We start from the raw sequence: 18,810 nt of genomic DNA, 5'->3' as shown, positions 1-18,810 counted from the left end.
CCCAGGAGATAACGGCAGATGGCAGAACATGGTGCGCTGGCGACCCTGAAAGATCTGGCAGAAAAAGAGGTAGAGGATGCCGCGCGCCTGCTGGGTGAAATGCGTCGCGGATGTCAGCAGGCGGAAGAACAGCTCAAAATGCTGATCGATTATCAGAATGAATATCGCAATAACCTCAATAGCGATATGAGTGCCGGGATGACCAGCAACCGCTGGATCAACTATCAGCAGTTTATCCAGACGCTGGAAAAAGCCATTACTCAGCATCGCCAGCAACTTAATCAGTGGACGCAGAAAGTTGACATTGCCCTGAACAGCTGGCGAGAAAAGAAACAACGTTTGCAGGCCTGGCAGACACTGCAGGAACGGCAATCCACGGCGGCACTGCTTGCAGAAAACCGCCTCGATCAGAAAAAGATGGATGAGTTCGCCCAGCGCGCCGCCATGAGGAAACCTGAATGATTCGCATAGCGCCCTTGATTACCGCTGACGTTGATAACGCCACATTGCCTGGCGGCAAAGCCAGCGATGCTGCACAAGATTTTCTCGCGTTGTTGAGCGAAGCATTAACAGGCGAGGCAACAACCGACAAAGCGACTCCCCAGTTGCTGGTGGCAACAGATAAGCCCACGACAAAAGGCGAGCCGCTGGTCAGCGATATTGTTTCCGACGCGCACCAAGCGGATTTACTGATCCCCGTGGATGAAACACTGCCTGTCATCAACGACGAACAATCCACATCAACACCGTTAACCACCGCTCAGACGATGACGTTGGCTGCGGTGGCTGGCAACAATACGACAAAAGACGAAAAAGCGGATGATCTGAATGAAGACGTCACCGCAAGCCTGAGTGCCCTTTTTGCGATGTTGCCGGGTTTTGGCAATACGCCCAAAGTGACTGATGCGCCGTCAACCGTGTTACCGGCAGAGAAACCAACGCTTTTCACAAAACTGACTTCTGCGCAACTCACAACAGCACAGCCTGATGACGCCCCCGGCACACCAGCTCAGCCATTAACACCGCTGGTAGCAGAAGCCCAGAGTAAAGCGGAAGTCATCAGCACGCCTTCGTCGGTGACCGCTGCCGCCAGCCCGCTAATCACTCCACACCAGACACAGCCACTGCCCACCGTCGCCGCGCCTGTTTTGAGTGCACCGCTGGGTTCTCACGAATGGCAACAATCATTAAGCCAGCATATTTCGCTGTTCACCCGCCAGGGGCAACAAAGTGCAGAGTTGCGTCTGCACCCGCAGGATTTAGGTGAAGTGCAAATCTCCCTCAAAGTGGATGATAACCAGGCACAAATCCAGATGGTTTCACCGCATCAGCACGTGCGCGCCGCCCTGGAAGCAGCGCTGCCGGTACTGCGTACGCAGCTGGCCGAAAGTGGCATTCAGTTAGGGCAAAGCAACATCAGTGGCGAAAGCTTTAGTGGTCAGCAGCAGGCCGCTTCCCAGCAACAGCAAAGCCAACGCACAGCAAACCATGAACCTCTGGCGGGGGAAGACGACGATACGCTTCCGGTTCCCGTCTCTTTACAAGGGCGTGTAACAGGCAACAGCGGCGTTGATATTTTCGCCTAACGTCAGAGGTAGCACCGTAATCCGCGTCTTTTCCCCGCTTTGTTGCGCTCAAGACGCAGGATAATTAGCCGATAAGCAGTAGCGACACAGGAAGACCGCAACACATGACTGATTACGCGATAAGCAAGAAAAGCAAGCGATCGCTTTGGATCCCGATTCTGGTATTCATTACCCTCGCGGCCTGTGCCAGCGCAGGTTACAGCTACTGGCATTCGCATCAGGTTGCCGCTGACGACAAAGCGCAGCAACGCGTCGTGCCCTCCCCGGTCTTCTATGCGCTGGATACCTTTACGGTCAATCTGGGCGATGCGGATCGCGTACTTTATATCGGCATAACCCTGCGACTGAAAGATGAAGCAACCCGCTCGCGGCTGAGTGAGTATTTGCCGGAAGTCCGTAGTCGCTTGCTGTTACTGTTTTCGCGTCAGGATGCTGCCGTACTGGCGACAGAAGAAGGCAAGAAAAAACTGATTGCCGAGATTAAAACCACACTTTCCACCCCGCTTGTTGCCGGGCAACCGAAACAGGATGTCACCGACGTGCTGTATACCGCTTTTATTCTGCGATAACGACATGGGCGATAGTATTCTTTCTCAAGCTGAAATTGATGCGCTGTTGAATGGTGACAGCGAAGTCAAAGACGAACCGACAGCCAGTGTTAGCGGCGAAAGTGACATTCGTCCGTACGATCCGAATACCCAACGACGGGTTGTGCGCGAACGTTTGCAGGCGCTGGAAATCATTAATGAGCGCTTTGCCCGCCATTTTCGTATGGGGCTGTTCAACCTGCTGCGCCGTAGCCCGGATATTACCGTCGGGGCCATCCGCATTCAGCCGTACCATGAATTTGCCCGCAACCTGCCGGTGCCGACCAACCTGAACCTTATCCATCTGAAACCGCTGCGCGGCACAGGGCTGGTGGTGTTCTCACCGAGTCTGGTGTTTATCGCCGTGGATAACCTGTTTGGCGGCGATGGACGCTTCCCGACCAAAGTGGAAGGTCGCGAGTTTACCCATACAGAACAGCGCGTCATCAACCGCATGTTAAAGCTGGCGCTTGAAGGCTATAGCGACGCCTGGAAGGCGATTAATCCGCTGGAAGTTGAGTACGTGCGTTCGGAAATGCAGGTGAAATTTACCAATATCACCACCTCGCCGAACGACATCGTGGTTAACACGCCGTTCCATGTGGAGATTGGCAACCTGACCGGCGAATTTAATATCTGCCTGCCATTCAGCATGATCGAGCCGCTACGGGAATTGTTGGTTAACCCGCCGCTGGAAAACTCGCGTAATGAAGATCAGAACTGGCGCGATAACCTGGTGCGCCAGGTGCAGCATTCACAGCTGGAGCTGGTCGCCAACTTTGCCGATATCTCGCTACGCCTGTCGCAGATTTTAAAACTGAAACCCGGCGACGTCCTGCCGATAGAAAAACCCGACCGCATCATCGCCCATGTTGACGGCGTCCCGGTGCTGACCAGTCAGTACGGCACACTCAACGGTCAATATGCGTTACGGATAGAACATTTGATTAACCCGATTTTAAATTCTCTGAACGAGGAACAGCCCAAATGAGTGACATGAATAATCCGGCCGATGACAACAACGGTGCAATGGACGATCTGTGGGCTGAAGCGTTGAGCGAACAAAAATCAACCAGCAGCAAAAGCGCTGCCGACGCGGTGTTCCAGCAATTTGGCGGTGGTGATGTCAGCGGAACGTTGCAGGATATCGACCTGATTATGGATATTCCGGTCAAGCTGACCGTCGAGCTGGGCCGTACGCGGATGACCATCAAAGAGCTGTTGCGTCTGACGCAAGGGTCCGTCGTGGCGCTGGACGGTCTGGCGGGCGAACCGCTGGATATTCTGATCAACGGTTATTTAATTGCTCAGGGCGAAGTTGTCGTAGTCGCTGATAAATATGGCGTGCGGATCACCGATATCATTACTCCGTCTGAGCGGATGCGCCGCCTGAGCCGTTAGTGATGAATAACCACGCTACTGTGCAATCTTCCGCGCCGGTTTCTGCTGCGCCACTGCTGCAGGTGAGCGGCGCACTCATCGCCATTATTGCCCTGATCCTCGCTGCTGCCTGGCTGGTAAAACGGCTGGGATTTGCCCCGAAACGCACTGGCGTTAACGGTCTGAAAATTAGTGCCAGTGCTTCGCTGAGCGCGCGTGAACGGGTCGTGGTGGTCGATGTGGAAGATGCACGGCTGGTGCTCGGCGTTACCGCTGGGCAAATCAATCTGCTGCATAAACTTCCCCCTTCAGCACCAACGGAAGAGATACCGCAGACCGATTTTCAGTCGGTCATGAAAAACTTGCTTAAGCGTAGCGGGAGATCCTGATGCGTCGTTTGTTGTCTGTCGCATCTGTCCTTCTCTGGCTGGTTACGCCCCTCGCCTTCGCGCAACTGCCGGGTATCACCAGCCAGCCGCTGCCTGGCGGTGGACAAAGCTGGTCGCTCCCGGTGCAGACGCTGGTGTTCATTACCTCGTTGACGTTTATTCCGGCAATTTTACTGATGATGACCAGTTTCACCCGCATCATCATTGTTTTTGGTTTATTGCGTAACGCACTGGGAACACCCTCCGCGCCACCTAACCAGGTATTGCTGGGGCTGGCACTGTTTTTGACCTTTTTTATTATGTCGCCGGTGATCGACAAAATTTATGTCGATGCGTACCAGCCATTTAGCGAAGAGAAAATATCAATGCAGGAGGCGCTGGAAAAAGGGGCGCAGCCGCTACGTGAGTTTATGCTGCGTCAGACCCGTGAGGCGGATTTAGGGTTGTTTGCCAGACTAGCGAATACCGGCCCGTTGCAGGGACCTGAAGCCGTGCCGATGCGCATTTTGCTCCCGGCTTACGTGACCAGCGAGTTGAAAACCGCATTTCAGATAGGCTTCACGATTTTCATTCCTTTTTTGATTATCGACCTGGTGATTGCCAGCGTGTTGATGGCATTGGGGATGATGATGGTTCCCCCAGCCACCATTGCTCTGCCCTTTAAACTGATGCTGTTTGTACTGGTGGATGGCTGGCAATTGCTGGTCGGTTCGCTGGCGCAGAGCTTTTACAGCTAGAGAGGCAAAATGACACCTGAATCGGTCATGATGATGGGGACTGAAGCGATGAAAGTCGCGCTGGCACTGGCTGCCCCGCTGTTGCTGGTGGCGCTGGTCACGGGTCTTATCATCAGTATTTTGCAGGCCGCCACCCAGATTAACGAAATGACGCTGTCGTTTATTCCGAAAATCATCGCCGTATTTATCGCCATTATTATTGCCGGACCGTGGATGCTCAATCTGTTGCTGGATTACGTCCGCACCTTGTTCACTAACCTGCCGTATATCATCGGGTAGGTCGTACAATGATGCAGGTGACAAGCGATCAATGGCTTTCCTGGTTAAGCCTGTACTTCTGGCCGTTACTGCGCGTGCTGGCGCTCATTTCTACCGCACCAATTCTGAGCGAACGCAGCGTGCCGAAACGGGTAAAACTGGGTCTGGCAATGATGATCACGTTCGCTATTGCCCCATCATTACCTGCCAACGATGTTCCTGTTTTTTCGTTCTTTGCTCTGTGGCTGGCCGTGCAGCAGATCCTGATCGGCATTGCGCTTGGTTTTACCATGCAATTTGCCTTTGCCGCTGTGCGAACCGCTGGTGAAATTATCGGTCTGCAAATGGGGCTGTCATTTGCGACGTTTGTCGATCCGGCCAGCCATCTCAATATGCCCGTTTTAGCGCGTATCATGGATATGCTGGCGTTACTGCTGTTCCTGACATTTAACGGTCATTTATGGTTGATTTCACTGCTGGTCGATACCTTTCACACCCTGCCAATTGGTGGCGAACCGTTGAACAGCAATGCGTTTCTGGCACTCACCAAAGCAGGGAGTTTGATTTTCCTTAACGGACTGATGCTGGCGTTACCGCTCATTACTCTGCTGCTGACCCTGAATCTGGCATTAGGTTTACTGAATCGTATGGCCCCGCAATTATCCATTTTTGTTATTGGATTTCCATTAACTCTGACTGTCGGTATCTCTTTAATGGCGGCATTAATGCCGTTAATTGCGCCTTTTTGCGAACATTTATTCAGTGAGATGTTTAATTTGCTGGCTGATATTATTAGTGAATTGCCATTAATATAATTCCGTAACGTTTATCATGTTATCCTAAGGATTATCCGAAAAATAATACCTACGAACATCTTCCAGGATACTCCTGCGGCGAAATATTTGTTTTAAGCTCACTCACATATCGCAACATTTACTTTACTTTAAGACAATTCCAGGCAAATTATACAACACTTTACGGGATAGTAAGTCCGCCTGAAAAATCGCGAGAGTGGCGCATTAGGTGACCCATGTTGTTCCGTTTAGTCATGATGAAATATTCAGGTAAGGGGAATTATCGTTACGCATTGAGTGAGGGTATGCCATGTCAACGATTATTATGGATTTATGTAGTTACACCCGACTAGGTTTAACCGGGTATCTGTTGAGTAGAGGGGTTAAAAAAAGAGAAATCAACGACATTGAAACCGTTGATGACCTTGCCATAGCTTGTGATTCACAGCGCCCTTCAGTGGTGTTTATTAATGAGGACTGTTTCATCCACGATGCTTCTAACAGTCAGCGCATCAAGCACATCATTAATCAACATCCCAATACGTTATTTATCGTTTTTATGGCAATTGCCAATGTTCATTTTGATGAATATCTATTGGTCAGAAAAAATTTATTGATCAGTTCTAAATCGATTAAACCGGAATCTCTCGACGATATCCTTGGCGATATTCTGAAAAAAGAGACAACGATAACCTCGTTTTTAAATATGCCGACGTTATCATTGAGCCGAACCGAATCGAGTATGTTGCGAATGTGGATGGCAGGTCAGGGAACCATTCAAATCTCCGACCAAATGAATATCAAAGCCAAGACCGTTTCATCGCATAAAGGTAATATTAAACGTAAGATCAAAACGCATAATAAACAGGTTATCTACCATGTCGTCCGACTGACGGATAATGTGACTAATGGTATTTTTGTCAACATGCGCTAACACATTCTGACTGGTGGTTTCCCACCAGTCAGGCTGAATTAGATTACTCTGCTTTCTCCACAAAGATACCGTCCTGATGCCCTGCTTCATTAAAGAACCAGATGCCGAGCGGGTAGTCTTCCAGCGAAACCAGGTACATTGTGCCTTCACTAAACTCCTCAACTGCCAGTACCACGCCAGGACGACGCGGACCGCCATCCGTTTTGACTGTTACCCGATCATTCACCTTCATCGTTTTCCTCCTGTGGCTTTGTGCCAGTGTAGAACAATTTCGTTTTTCTGGCAGCGCCAGGCGCGCGCGAGTGCTGATTTTCTCGACTGTCTATACTTAAGAGATGCCAGGCGGACTTAACGACTGGCGGCAACAACAGAGTAACGGTTGCGAGGAAAGATGATGAAAACCGCAAAAGAGTACAGCGATACCGCAAAACGTGAGGTCAGCGTCGATGTCGATGCCCTGCTGGCGGCGATCAATGAAATTAGCGAAAGCGAAGTTCATCGCAGCCAGAACGATTCTGAACACGTTAGCGTCGATGGACGTGAATATCATACATGGCGTGAATTGGCGGATGCCTTCGAACTGGATATTCATGACTTCAGCGTCTCTGAAGTGAATCGTTGAATGCACAATAAAAAAATCCCGACCCTGAGGGGGTCGGGATGAAACTTGCTTAAGCAAGAAGCACTTAAAAAATTCGTTACACCAGGAAATCTGATGTGTTCATCACCTTATCCGCAATTTTTTTCGCTGACAAGAAAATATTCGTGATATGAATGATTAACGCTACTTATGAATAGAAATGTGACGCGCGTCACCCCTTGGTGGCTCTGGCGTCAACGGGATCGCTCCCGAAAAGATCATCTTTGATAATTTGTGCTGTTTTAAGAATCATCCTGGTAAGGGGAGTACTGCGCAACCATGCTTTCAATTCAACAACCACTACTGGTTTTTAGCGATCTTGATGGCACCCTGCTGGACAGTCATAGTTATGACTGGCAACCAGCTGCCCCCTGGCTCAGCCGTTTACGCGAAGCGAATGTTCCCGTCATTCTCTGTAGCAGTAAGACATCAGCGGAAATGCTGTACTTGCAAAAAACGTTGGAGCTACAAGGTTTACCGCTGATTGCCGAAAATGGCGCAGTGATCCAGCTTGCTGAGCAATGGCAGGATATAGACGGTTTTCCACGCATCATCTCAGGTATTAGCCATGGCGAAATCAGCCAGGTTTTAAATACGCTACGCGAGAAAGAACATTTTAAATTCACAACTTTTGATGATGTCGACGATGCAACCATCGCCGAATGGACAGGATTAAGCCGTAGCCAGGCGGCGCTGACGCAGTTGCATGAGGCGTCGGTAACGCTAATCTGGCGCGACAGTGACGAGCGTATGGCACAATTTACCACTCGTCTGCACGAGCTGGGCTTGCAGTTTATGCAGGGTGCGCGCTTCTGGCACGTCCTGGATGCCTCTGCCGGAAAAGATCAGGCTGCCAACTGGATTATCGCGACCTATCAACAATTATCAGGCAAACGCCCAACCACACTTGGCCTGGGCGATGGGCCAAACGATGCGCCCTTACTGGAGGTAATGGATTACGCGGTGATCGTGAAAGGGTTAAACCGTGAAGGGGTGCATCTGCATGATGAGGATCCGGCCCGCGTCTGGCGAACGCAGCGTGAAGGACCGGAAGGCTGGCGTGAAGGGCTGGACCATTTTTTCTCCGCCCGTTAAGCGTTATCGCTCGCGAATACCCGATTGCGCCCGGCCTGTTTAGCGAGATAAAGTCGACGGTCGGCCAGTGACTGGAGTTGTTCAAAATCATAATCACCGGTTTCCTCGCTGCTGCTTACCCCCAGCGAGGCACTGATGCGTATCGTCGTACTCTTGGCGATCAACATCTCTTTTTCATTTAGCTTCAGGCGAATACGTTCTGCAACCTCCGCAGCCTGCGTCAGGCTCGCGCCGGGCAAAATCACACAAAACTCCTCACCACCGACCCGCCCGGCAACGTCCTGCGCACGCAAGGAACTGCTAATTAATCCGGCAGCATGAGAAAGAACACGGTCGCCCGCCTGATGACCAAAGCGGTCATTAATCGCTTTAAAATGGTCAAGGTCGACCTGAATGACAGAAAAAGGATGTTGGTGCGTCTGACACAATTTAGCGAGCGGACGGGCTTTTTCGAACAGTGCGCCACGGTTATATAAACGCGTTAAGGTGTCGTGCCACGCCTGCCACTGCAACGAGCTTTGCAAAACATACATGTTGCTGACCATCCGGCGAATCACATACCAGGAGATGAGTAACATGGTGGTAAAGAGCGCCCACAGCAGGGTTAATGCAATGCTGATACTGCCGAAATCGCCGCGCACGCCTTCGCTTAGCGTATGGACGCGCACCAGCACACCGTCGAAATGGTCCAGACGTTCCCAGCTAACATATCGACTGTTCATACGAATGCCGCCCCGCGTGTCATGTTCCATTGCCTGCGCCAGCAAGGCCAGTTCACGAGGATCAAAAATATTCCCTGTTGGATGGTCAGGATTGGAAGAGGTCAAAAATCTCAGCTTACTGTCATAGAGCTGATACTCACCATCGAGGTTTTTATCGATGGCGTTTCTTAAAAATTGCTGCATGGTACGCACGGGAATACTCATCCCCAGCACGCCATACCAGTAGTTATTACTGTCTACCGGAACACTGACGGTAACCTGCGGTTCAGTATTGCTGGCGTGTTCCGGTTGCGAAGTGAACCAGCGTACCGCGCGGTGACGATTTTCTCGTTGCGAATGGCCGATAAACCAGGGTTGGGTGACATAGCCGTAATAACGCGTTGGTACATTGCGCGTAAACAAGGTCGGCTGCGTCGAAACGTAAAATCCGGCACGCGAGACATACATCGCCTGTTCAACCATCGACGAGGAGTTGTGTGCCAGTCGCAGCAAGTAACCAACTTCCAGTGCAGCGGTAATTTCATTGTCGAGGCTTTCATTTTCGCGAGACAGGAGATTCCCCTCGCTGACTAATGTATCCGACACACCATTGACTGGCAGGGTGCGTCGTCGGTTGAGTTCGATTTGCCAGGCGTGCTCGTCGCGATGCTGTTCGAACTCGGTTACGGCATTACGCAGAGAGGTGAAATCCAGTGGCGCTACGAGAGCTTCGCGCATGCCATTACGCAAAAAGATCAGTTTGTCGACGTTATACTGCAAATGCTTATCGAGCGCGTTGGCTACGTTTTCCAGATGATTACGCTGGCTGGAGATATAGGCATCTTCCAGCACCACCACTTCACGCCAGGTGAGCAAGGTGGAAAAAAGCAATACCACGATAAAGCAGAGATTAACGACATGACCAGGCCCCAGGCGGCGTGCGAGTTTTTTCAACCAGCTCTGGTTTTCCATTTTTGTCTCGTGCTGCACCCTGACGACTCCCAACCTGCTTTTTTATGATTCTGGCATAACCCGGCGATAACGTACCGCAAAACAGCGATAATTTTATAATGGTGGCATGATAAGACGCGACTATCATTCATTGCAGGCATTGGCACACCAGGCCGGATGTGATCCGGCCTGGTGTTAATGATACCCTTTCAAACTTCTTCCGCAGAACGACTCCCCTCCCCCGGAACAAGCTCGGTTTCATGAAAAGCTTCCCGCTTGACCCCGTAACCGTCATACCAACGACACTCAACCATACCGCTGGAGTATCCGGTGACAATCATCCGCGGGCCGCCCTCTTTAACCGTAACTTCCTCACTAACCATAAAGCTCATACTCGCCTCCTTTTTTCGAGTGAAACTTGTTCACCTTAGTTTAAGATGGCGAATTTTGCATAATAGCCTGTGCGAGTATTAATGTGCCTGACCGCGCATTTTCGCTACTGCTTTCACTCCCAGCACCACGATGCCACCGATGATAAAACCAAGAATCAGATTTAAAACAGTCGGTAATATCATCGCCACCACTGCACTTTGCTGCCCGGCGAAATGTTCAATGGCGTGATGCAGCGGCGCAATACCATGTACCACAATCCCGCCGCCGACGAGGAACATCGCCAGCGTGCCGACAATCGATAACGCCTCCATCAACCAGGGCGCAATGATCAATAACCCTTTACCTAATGCCTGCATCAGCGCGCTGGATTTTTCCGCCAGCCAATACCCCAGGTCATCAATCTTAACGATAACCCCTACCAGACCGTAGACGCCCACGGTCACTACCAGCGCGATGCCTGAAAGCACCAGCACCTGATTAAGCAACGGCGCTTCTGCCACAATCCCCAGCGTGATGGCGACGATTTCCGCAGACAATATAAAATCGGTACGAATCGCCCCTTTTATTTTGTCTTTTTCAAACTTCAGCGGATCCTGCGCCGCCAGCTTCTCCAGACGCTGCTGACTCTGCGCCGGATCTTCTTTATGTTTACGCGCCTCCAGCATATGCAGCACTTTCTCTACCCCTTCAAAGCAGAGAAACGCGCCGCCAATCATCAACAGTGGCGTAATCGCCCACGGGATAAACGCACTGATGATCAGCGCCAGCGGCACCAGAATCACTTTATTGATCAGCGATCCTTTCGCCACGCCCCAGACCACGGGAAGTTCCCGGTTGGCGCGCACGCCTGAAACTTGTTGCGCATTGAGCGATAAGTCATCCCCTAATACACCGGCGGTTTTCTTCGCCGCCAGTTTGCCCATCACGGAAATATCGTCCAGCAGTGTGGCGATATCATCGAGCAACGTCAGTAAACTACTCCCGGCCAAAAGCATTCCCTCTCATTTTTATTGTTGAAGGGTGTAAGTATGAAGCAAAAACGGCAGCTCTGATACTTGCTTCACAGGTCAACATTTTTTTAACAATCAAGTGCAATTATATCTCTCGCCAGCAGAATGATTTTCACGTTTACTATGAACCACCTTTTTATTTCCACCGTGAGGGATTATGCGTTTCCGCCAGTTGTTACCGCTTTTTGGCGCGTTGTTTGCGTTGTATATCATTTGGGGCTCAACCTATTTTGTCATTCGGATTGGCGTGGAAAGCTGGCCTCCGTTAATGATGGCGGGCGTTCGATTCCTGGCAGCCGGTATTTTATTGCTGGCATTTTTGCTACTGCGCGGACACAAACTCCCCCCGCTACGTCCGCTGCTCAATGCCGCGCTGATTGGCCTGTTATTGCTGGCTGTCGGTAATGGCATGGTGACGGTTGCCGAACATCAAAATGTTCCTTCCGGCATCGCCGCCGTAGTGGTTGCAACCGTGCCCCTCTTTACCCTGTGCTTCAGCCGCCTGTTTGGCATTAAAACGCGCAAACTGGAATGGGTGGGTATCGCCATTGGGCTTGCCGGAATCATCATGCTCAATAGCGGTGGAAATTTAAGCGGCAATCCGTGGGGCGCGATTCTGATTTTAATCGGCTCGATTAGCTGGGCGTTTGGCTCAGTTTATGGCTCGCGCATTACCTTACCTGTAGGGATGATGGCGGGTGCGATTGAGATGCTGGCGGCAGGCGTGGTGTTAATGATCGCGTCGATGATTGCGGGTGAAAAACTGACGGCGCTCCCTTCCCTTTCAGGCTTCCTTGCGGTCGGCTATCTGGCGCTGTTTGGTTCGATTATCGCCATTAACGCTTATATGTATTTAATCCGCAACGTCAGTCCGGCTCTCGCCACCAGCTACGCCTACGTTAACCCTGTGGTCGCGGTCTTGCTGGGTACGGGACTGGGCGGAGAGACGCTGTCGAAGATTGAATGGCTGGCGCTCGGCGTGATTGTCTTCGCGGTGGTACTGGTCACGTTGGGAAAATATCTCTTCCCGGCAAAACCCGTAGTTGCGCCAGTTATTCAGGACGCATCAAGCGAGTAAATGAATCCCCTGCGTGTCGATCTGCGCGCTGGCTCCTTCGCCGCAGATCCACTCTTCCAGACGCTCGGTAAGCGCTTCATCCGTCAGCTTCTCGCGCCCACGTAACGCACACTCCCAGACAATCAGTACGCGCCAGCCAAGCTCCTGCAAGCGACTGATATCACAGCGATCCCGCTCAACATTTTTACCTATCTTCTCCAGCCAGAACTCGGTTCGAGTCGCAGGCACTTTAAACAGATAGCAGTGATGATGATGCCAGAAGCAGCCGTGGGTAAATATCACGCAGCGATATTCATCAACGACAAAATCCGGGCGTCCGGGCAGACTGGCGTCCTGAACGCGAAATGCCATGCCCTGCCCGGTTAACAGACTGGCGAGGCGCTTCTCAATCGCCGTATCACGCGTGGCAATCGCGCGCATATTTTTGCTGCGGGTGGCCTTATCGTGAACGTCGGCCATGTTGTGCCTCTTGCTGACGCAACGCCACCGCCTGTTTGATTTTTGGCTCAAGCAGTTTTGCCACCGCGGCAAAGACCGGTACGACCACCGAGTTACCGAACTGGCGATAGGCCTGAGTGTCCGAAACCGGAATGCGGAATTTCGCTTCTCCCGGCGCTTCAAAACCCATTAAGCGCGCGCATTCCCGAGGCGTTAACCGACGTGGACGATGTTGCTGATTCAGCGGATCGTCAAAGTCTTTTTCACCCGTGGCCATATCCCAGCCGCGATCGATTAAAATTTCCGCGCCATCTTTGTAATAACGCGCAGACAGAGTACGCGTGACGCTTTGCGGATTGTTCGGATAAACCATTCCATAACCGAAGCCGTTACCGCGTGCCTGATGTTTTTTCGCATAACGATAGAGGTACTTCCACAGCACCGGCGTCAGGATATATTTCGCCTCGACCATCGGGTCCAGCAGCTGGGCCAGCGTCACTCGCTGCGCAGGAAAACATTCGCTGATATCACGCAGGGTAAAATCGGCTTTCAGATTCAGATCGCGACGAAAACCCACCAGCACGATGCGTTCACGGTGCTGCGGCAGGAAATGTTTACCATCGATGATTTTCGGATCGTCCGGCCCGTTATCGTCTGCATCAGCCACGTCATAGCCCAGTTCGTCCAGCGTCTGCATGATGATGCGGAACGTTTTTCCTTTATCGTGACTTTTCAGGTTTTTGACGTTTTCGAGCACAAACATCGCCGGACGACGCGCGTCGATAATGCGCACCACATCAAAGAACAGCGTGCCCTGGGTATCGCAGGCAAAACCGTGCGCCCGCCCGAGCGAGTTCTTTTTCGATACGCCAGCCAGCGAAAATGGCTGACATGGGAAACCGGCCAGTAATACATCGTGTTCAGGAATGTGTTGACGAATATGTTCCGCCGCCGTCTCATCACTCACGCCTTCTTTATGGCTGAGGGTGATGTCGCGAATATCTTCATTAAAATGATGCGTCGCCGGGTCGCAATAATGGTTGGCTTTATAAGTGCGTACCGCATGTTTGTTCCATTCGCTGGTAAACACGCACTGTCCGCCAATCGATTCAAAACCGCGACGGATGCCGCCAATACCGGCAAATAGATCGATAAAGCGAAACGCATAATGCGGATGATGTGCCGGTGGTTTGGGTAACAACGTTTGCAGATGGGCGAACTCTTTCTCACTTAAACGGTGCCATGCCGAGTCATTCGCCAGCGCACGTTTTAAAATTGCCGCGCTCCAGTGATTCTCACCCACACCATTAAGCTGCGCCACCAGCGTTTTAACATCATAAATTTGCAGCAGTTTCTCCAGCATTGCCTGTGCGGCATTCCCGGTGCTGTATGAATCGGTTACTGATATATTTTCCTGCATAGATTTAACCGGCCATCTGAGATGGCCGACAGGTTAACATAATTACAGCCATTTAGGGCCACGCGCTCAGCCCGCGGGTGAAAACGCATCTATCACCTTGTGATCGACACCTTCATTCTCCCCCGCCAGTTCGGCACTGAGCTTCGCCATAAACTCGACTAAAAATTGCGCGTTGTGCTGCGCCAGCTGCTTGCCTCTTGCGGTTTGCATGGTTTGCGGTAGCTTCAGCAACTTAGTCTGGAAATGATCCAGCGCGTAGCGTTTATCATCAAGCGGGCGATGCTGTGCGAACGGATCTTCACCATCAAACAGCGCCACGCCCAATGCCCCTGAAACAGCAAACACGCGCGCCAGGCCAATCGCACCCAGGGCTTCCAGCCGATCCGCATCCTGGACGATTTTAGCTTCCGTTGTTAAGGGGGCGATTTGCGCGCTGAAACTGTGAGCGGCAATGGCATGACAAACGGCCTCGATTTTCTCCGCCGGAAATTGCACGAACTCTTCACGGAGCAGGCGACGCGTCTCTTCTGCCGCCAGGATTGAAGAACGCTGCCGTTGCGGATGATTTTTCGCCAGGCTCACAATATCGTGAAAATAACAGGCGGTTAAAATCACCAGCATATCGACATCGTCATCTGCCGCCAGCTTCTGTGCCGTAGCCCAGACGCGGCGAAAATGACATACGTCATGGGCCGCGTCCTGGTGCTGATGATGGTTTTTCAACCAGTTTTCGAACTGTGTCTGCCAGTGTTGTAAGTCCATACGCGCTCCGTTGCCAAAGAGTCGCAACCTTAGCAGTTTTTATTCATAGCGTCTGCTACGTGCGGGACGAGGTCGGGTATACCAGGCAATGCTGCCTAACAATGCCCCGACCAGAGCCATAAATAAAAATCCGACCAGTGCCCCTAACCACTTTCCCGCGGTAGAGCCTAAATCGCTTTCAAATCCCGACACCGGGGCATCAGGGATCCGGCTCATCACCCAGATGTAACGCGCCATTGCCCAGACGAAATAGCCACACCATGTATAGAAAGCCCACAAAGCCAATTTGCCGCCAGGGCTGCGAGAGAGTCTCTCTTCCATCTTTGTCGAACCGTATTCCATTTTGAGATAACCCGGAAAATTCAGACTTAGTACTATTATGTGATAAAAGTCACATTTTTCCACATTGGATGAGCCAGTCAAGACTCAATCATTTTTTGAACAAATAGATAATTTTTGCGCAACGGCAGTGAATACAGGAAAAATCGTTTTGAGCGATTTTATTTATCTTTGATATCGGCTTTATTAATTCATTCAATCAATATATTAGCACTGATTACAATTATACCTTTTTATTATTCTGTGTCATGATGCTTCCGTTATTAGCCTTTTATCGTCTTGTTTATTTTTTTTGGGCCGGCATGATGCCGGCTTTTTTTATGCCTTCATTAATGTGCGCGTGATCACACCAGCCGTTTGGCGCAACAATCATTGATACCCCCTATGTTTCCGCTCAACTCATAACATATTGATATACATTTATAATTTTCATGAATATTTATATTTAGAATTCATAATTCTGAATTATATTAAATAGATTAGAAACATTTTGAAATCTTTTAAATATATTTGTTACATGTAATCTTTAAAATAAAATGAACTTCATAGAATAGTATCCAAATGTGCTTTTTTTTGGATAACGGCACTTATTGATATATTCATGAAGATTATAATCACAAGGGAATACATAATGAAAAGAAAAGTTCTGGCAATGCTGGTCCCGGCGTTATTAGTTGCTGGCGCAGCAAATGCGGCTGAAGTCTATAATAAAGATGGTAATAAACTGGATTTGTACGGAAAAGTAGCGGGCCTGCACTACTTCTCTGATGATGCTGGCAGCGATGGCGACATGTCATATGCCCGTATCGGTTTCAAAGGTGAAACTCAGATCGCTGACCAATTCACTGGTTATGGTCAGTGGGAATTTAACATTGGCGCAAACGGTCCTGAAAGCGACAAAGGTAATACCGCAACGCGTCTGGCATTTGCAGGTTTAGGCTTTGGTCAGAATGGTACTTTCGACTATGGTCGTAACTACGGTGTCGTATATGACATCGAAGCATGGACCGATATGCTGCCAGAATTTGGTGGCGATACCTATGCTGGTGCCGACAACTTCCTGAACGGTCGTGCTAATGGTGTTGCAACCTACCGTAACAATGGCTTCTTTGGTCAGGTCGATGGCCTGAACTTTGCTCTGCAATATCAGGGTAATAATGAAGGATCGGGTGGGCTTTGGGATCAAGAAGGTTCTGGTAATGGTAATAATCGTAAACTGTCTAAAGAAAATGGTGACGGTTTCGGTATGTCCACTTCCTATGACTTTGACTTCGGGTTAAGCCTCGGGGCTGCATATTCAAACTCTGACCGTACTGATAACCAACGTGCTACTGGTTTAGGTGAGCAACGCTCGAATAAATATGCTGGTGGTGAAACAGCTGAAGCATGGACAGTCGGTGCTAAATATGATGCGAATAATGTCTATTTAGCGGCAATGTATGCAGAAACACGTAATATGACTGCATATGGCAGCGGAAAAGACAATAACGACATTGACAGAGGTGGTATTGCGAACAAAACCCAAAACTTTGAAGTTGTTGCTCAGTATCAGTTCGACTTCGGCCTACGCCCGTCCATCGCTTACCTGCAATCTAAAGGTAAGGATTTAGGTGGTTGGGCTCATGACGGCAACGGCGACCCACGTTACACCAATAAAGATCTGGTTAAATACGTTGATATTGGTGCGACTTACTACTTCAACAAAAACATGTCCACCTACGTTGATTACAAAATCAACCTGCTGGACAACGACGACGACTTCTACAAAGCAAACGGCATCGCTACCGATGATATCGTTGCTGTGGGCTTAGTCTACCAGTTCTAATCAGCCAACGCGCCGCGGCGTGTTACTGTAAAAGTTAACACTAGCCTGAGTTCGTCCCTCATCGAACTCAGGCTTTTTTATTGGCATTTCATCTCCCTCTGCGGCACATGCAATTGCCAAAGCATATCGATACAGTACCTTACCCTGCCCCTGCTGGCACAATAACATCTACCCGCGACTCTTCCAGCCAACACCCAAATGCATTTCTTTATGAATTAATCTGCAACAAAACCGCCTCCCATACAGAAATATTTGCAAAAAAAGTGCATGGAAAAAGCTTTTTCTCTACCAATCCGGGATATAAATATTCATCAGCACCACAATATTCCACAGCACTAAATCTCTCCCTGCCGCCCCGGACCTCTGATAATGGTCTAAAATCATTGAGGCCACTTGCGACGACGTTGCTCAATAAGGAAAATTTGGCGTGAATAATATTCAACACCAGTGCAGCATCATCATTACATACTTACACCCGCCGACTACCGCTTTCGATATATTGACTCAATTTTCCAGCCTGGTTAAAAATAGCGACCAGCTCAGTCGCAAATATAGTGACTACCCTAACTAAGCAACAATAAGGAATACACTATGACTGTTCAAACAAGTAAAAATCCGCAGGTCGATATTGCTGAAGATAATGCATTCTTCCCTTCAGAATATTCGCTTAGCCAATATACTAGTCCTGTCTCTGATCTTGATGGCGTGGACTACCCAAAACCTTATCGTGGTAAACATAAAATTCTGGTGATCGCCGCGGACGAACGTTATTTGCCGACCGATAACGGCAAACTGTTTTCGACCGGTAACCATCCGATTGAAACGTTGCTGCCGTTGTATCATCTCCATGCTGCAGGTTTCGAATTCGAAGTGGCGACCATTTCCGGTCTGATGACCAAGTTTGAATACTGGGCTATGCCACACAAAGATGAAAAAGTAATGCCATTCTTTGAGCAGCATAAATCGTTGTTCCGCAATCCGAATAAACTCGCGGATGTTGTCGCCAGCCTCAACGCTGACAGCGAATATGCAGCAATCTTTGTTCCTGGTGGTCATGGCGCACTTATTGGTTTACCAGAAAGCCAGGACGTGGCTGCCGCTTTACAGTGGGCAATCAAAAATGACCGTTTTGTTATATCCCTTTGCCACGGTCCGGCGGCTTTTCTGGCACTTCGCCACGGCGATAACCCACTGAATGGTTATTCCATTTGCGCATTCCCAGACGCCGCAGACAAACAAACGCCAGAGATAGGCTATATGCCGGGTCATCTCACCTGGTACTTCGGCGAAGAGCTGAAGAAAATGGGCATGAACATTATTAATGACGACATCACCGGGCGAGTACATAAGGACCGTAAAGTTCTCACCGGCGACAGTCCTTTCGCAGCGAATGCGTTGGGTAAACTGGCGGCGCAGGAAATGCTGGCCGCTTACTCGAGTTAATCCCTGTTACATTGTAATGTAAGCGCATAATCAATCGCAGCCACGTTAAT

Annotated in this window: 24 protein-coding genes; 16 read left to right on the top strand and 8 right to left on the bottom strand. The window is 50.1% G+C overall.

The annotated features are described in order from the left end of the window. Positions 1-18: 18 nt before the first annotated feature. The 10 genes from fliJ (at position 19) to rcsA (ending at position 6,665) form a co-directional block, all read left to right on the top strand. Positions 19-462 (top strand): flagellar export protein FliJ, encoded by a 444-nt coding sequence (fliJ, locus tag ACJHWK_RS20490; protein ID WP_000807584.1) that lies wholly within the window; start codon positions 19-21, stop codon positions 460-462. Then, positions 459-1,586: a flagellar hook-length control protein FliK gene (locus ACJHWK_RS20485; RefSeq protein WP_059340896.1), complete on the top strand. Its 1,128-nt coding sequence runs from the start codon at positions 459-461 to the stop codon at positions 1,584-1,586. Before fliJ ends, ACJHWK_RS20485 begins: the two co-directional genes overlap by 4 nt. Positions 1,587-1,690: 104 nt before the next feature. After that, the gene (gene fliL / locus ACJHWK_RS20480; RefSeq protein ID WP_000133102.1) at positions 1,691-2,155 is read left to right on the top strand and encodes a flagellar basal body-associated protein FliL; all 465 of its coding nucleotides are present in this window, start codon (positions 1,691-1,693) and stop codon (positions 2,153-2,155) included. A 4-nt stretch (positions 2,156-2,159) separates the two neighbouring features. After that, positions 2,160-3,164, top strand: coding sequence for a flagellar motor switch protein FliM (gene fliM, locus ACJHWK_RS20475; protein WP_001295641.1), 1,005 nt, complete (start codon positions 2,160-2,162; stop codon positions 3,162-3,164). Beyond that, on the top strand, positions 3,161-3,574 hold the full coding sequence (fliN, locus tag ACJHWK_RS20470) for a flagellar motor switch protein FliN (protein ID WP_001282098.1): 414 nt from the start codon (positions 3,161-3,163) through the stop codon (positions 3,572-3,574). The genes fliM and fliN overlap by 4 nt, the downstream gene beginning before the upstream one ends. A 2-nt stretch (positions 3,575-3,576) precedes the next feature. After that, positions 3,577-3,942, top strand: a complete 366-nt coding sequence (gene fliO / locus ACJHWK_RS20465) for a flagellar biosynthetic protein FliO (RefSeq protein ID WP_063086300.1) — start codon at positions 3,577-3,579, stop codon at positions 3,940-3,942. Then, the gene (gene fliP / locus ACJHWK_RS20460) at positions 3,942-4,679 is read left to right on the top strand and encodes a flagellar type III secretion system pore protein FliP (protein ID WP_170886279.1); all 738 of its coding nucleotides are present in this window, start codon (positions 3,942-3,944) and stop codon (positions 4,677-4,679) included. The genes fliO and fliP overlap by 1 nt, the downstream gene beginning before the upstream one ends. A 9-nt stretch (positions 4,680-4,688) precedes the next feature. Beyond that, positions 4,689-4,958, top strand: coding sequence for a flagellar biosynthesis protein FliQ (gene fliQ / locus ACJHWK_RS20455; protein ID WP_000187358.1), 270 nt, complete (start codon positions 4,689-4,691; stop codon positions 4,956-4,958). A gap of 8 nt (positions 4,959-4,966) precedes the next feature. Further along, the gene (gene fliR, locus ACJHWK_RS20450; protein ID WP_000983977.1) at positions 4,967-5,752 is read left to right on the top strand and encodes a flagellar biosynthetic protein FliR; all 786 of its coding nucleotides are present in this window, start codon (positions 4,967-4,969) and stop codon (positions 5,750-5,752) included. 289 nt (positions 5,753-6,041) lie between these two features. Then, complete coding sequence (rcsA, locus tag ACJHWK_RS20445) at positions 6,042-6,665, top strand: transcriptional regulator RcsA (RefSeq protein WP_000103994.1); 624 nt, start codon at positions 6,042-6,044, stop codon at positions 6,663-6,665. Positions 6,666-6,708: 43 nt separating this feature from the next. Here rcsA and dsrB read toward each other — a convergent pair whose 3' ends face one another. Then, positions 6,709-6,897, bottom strand: a complete 189-nt coding sequence (dsrB, locus tag ACJHWK_RS20440) for a protein DsrB (RefSeq protein ID WP_000867217.1) — start codon at positions 6,895-6,897, stop codon at positions 6,709-6,711. A 162-nt stretch (positions 6,898-7,059) separates the two neighbouring features. Between dsrB and yodD the strand changes: the two genes are divergently transcribed. Continuing rightward, positions 7,060-7,287 carry a peroxide/acid resistance protein YodD gene (gene yodD, locus ACJHWK_RS20435; RefSeq protein ID WP_000844800.1) on the top strand — a complete coding sequence of 76 codons (228 nt, stop codon included), beginning with the start codon at positions 7,060-7,062 and terminating at the stop codon, positions 7,285-7,287. Between the two features lie 297 nt (positions 7,288-7,584). After that, the gene (locus ACJHWK_RS20430) at positions 7,585-8,400 is read left to right on the top strand and encodes a mannosyl-3-phosphoglycerate phosphatase-related protein (protein WP_135424308.1); all 816 of its coding nucleotides are present in this window, start codon (positions 7,585-7,587) and stop codon (positions 8,398-8,400) included. On the opposite strand, the gene dgcQ is transcribed toward ACJHWK_RS20430, so the two are convergent. The 3 genes from dgcQ to ACJHWK_RS20415 all read right to left on the bottom strand — a co-directional run bounded on the left by dgcQ (position 8,397) and on the right by ACJHWK_RS20415 (position 11,440). Then, positions 8,397-10,091 (bottom strand): cellulose biosynthesis regulator diguanylate cyclase DgcQ, encoded by a 1,695-nt coding sequence (gene dgcQ, locus ACJHWK_RS20425; protein WP_001389748.1) that lies wholly within the window; start codon positions 10,089-10,091, stop codon positions 8,397-8,399. The genes ACJHWK_RS20430 and dgcQ overlap by 4 nt on opposite strands. Before the next feature lie 170 nt (positions 10,092-10,261). Next, the gene (locus ACJHWK_RS20420) at positions 10,262-10,444 is read right to left on the bottom strand and encodes a YodC family protein (protein ID WP_000009307.1); all 183 of its coding nucleotides are present in this window, start codon (positions 10,442-10,444) and stop codon (positions 10,262-10,264) included. A 78-nt stretch (positions 10,445-10,522) separates the two neighbouring features. After that, a complete protein-coding gene (locus tag ACJHWK_RS20415; protein WP_047662885.1) occupies positions 10,523-11,440 on the bottom strand; it encodes a DUF808 domain-containing protein in 918 nt (305 codons plus the stop codon). A gap of 172 nt (positions 11,441-11,612) precedes the next feature. Between ACJHWK_RS20415 and yedA the strand changes: the two genes are divergently transcribed. Continuing rightward, positions 11,613-12,533 (top strand): drug/metabolite exporter YedA, encoded by a 921-nt coding sequence (yedA, locus tag ACJHWK_RS20410; RefSeq protein WP_001212226.1) that lies wholly within the window; start codon positions 11,613-11,615, stop codon positions 12,531-12,533. On the opposite strand, the gene vsr is transcribed toward yedA, so the two are convergent. The 4 genes from vsr to drpB all read right to left on the bottom strand — a co-directional run bounded on the left by vsr (position 12,522) and on the right by drpB (position 15,474). After that, positions 12,522-12,992 carry a VSPR family DNA mismatch endonuclease gene (gene vsr / locus ACJHWK_RS20405; RefSeq protein ID WP_062876173.1) on the bottom strand — a complete coding sequence of 157 codons (471 nt, stop codon included), beginning with the start codon at positions 12,990-12,992 and terminating at the stop codon, positions 12,522-12,524. The genes yedA and vsr overlap by 12 nt on opposite strands. Further along, positions 12,973-14,391: a DNA-cytosine methyltransferase gene (gene dcm, locus ACJHWK_RS20400; RefSeq protein WP_072648524.1), complete on the bottom strand. Its 1,419-nt coding sequence runs from the start codon at positions 14,389-14,391 to the stop codon at positions 12,973-12,975. The genes vsr and dcm overlap by 20 nt, the downstream gene beginning before the upstream one ends. A gap of 66 nt (positions 14,392-14,457) precedes the next feature. Further along, positions 14,458-15,153, bottom strand: a complete 696-nt coding sequence (locus ACJHWK_RS20395) for a phosphohydrolase (RefSeq protein ID WP_024229419.1) — start codon at positions 15,151-15,153, stop codon at positions 14,458-14,460. 39 nt (positions 15,154-15,192) lie between these two features. Further along, positions 15,193-15,474 (bottom strand): cell division protein DrpB, encoded by a 282-nt coding sequence (gene drpB, locus ACJHWK_RS20390; RefSeq protein ID WP_001297704.1) that lies wholly within the window; start codon positions 15,472-15,474, stop codon positions 15,193-15,195. A gap of 649 nt (positions 15,475-16,123) precedes the next feature. On the opposite strand from drpB, the gene ompC reads away from it, so the two are divergent. The 3 genes from ompC (at position 16,124) to hchA (ending at position 18,760) form a co-directional block, all read left to right on the top strand. Then, a complete protein-coding gene (gene ompC / locus ACJHWK_RS20385) occupies positions 16,124-17,317 on the top strand; it encodes a porin OmpC (protein WP_000824405.1) in 1,194 nt (397 codons plus the stop codon). Between the two features lie 80 nt (positions 17,318-17,397). Next, the gene (locus ACJHWK_RS20380; RefSeq protein ID WP_072264948.1) at positions 17,398-17,748 is read left to right on the top strand and encodes a hypothetical protein; all 351 of its coding nucleotides are present in this window, start codon (positions 17,398-17,400) and stop codon (positions 17,746-17,748) included. 160 nt (positions 17,749-17,908) lie between these two features. Continuing rightward, positions 17,909-18,760: a glyoxalase III HchA gene (gene hchA / locus ACJHWK_RS20375; protein ID WP_001544645.1), complete on the top strand. Its 852-nt coding sequence runs from the start codon at positions 17,909-17,911 to the stop codon at positions 18,758-18,760. Positions 18,761-18,810: the final 50 nt, after the last annotated feature.

The sequence above is a fragment of the Escherichia sp. WS547 genome, from assembly GCF_046486065.1.
GTDB lineage: Bacteria > Pseudomonadota > Gammaproteobacteria > Enterobacterales > Enterobacteriaceae > Escherichia > Escherichia coli.
This window is presented reverse-complemented; position numbering and strand designations above follow the sequence as displayed.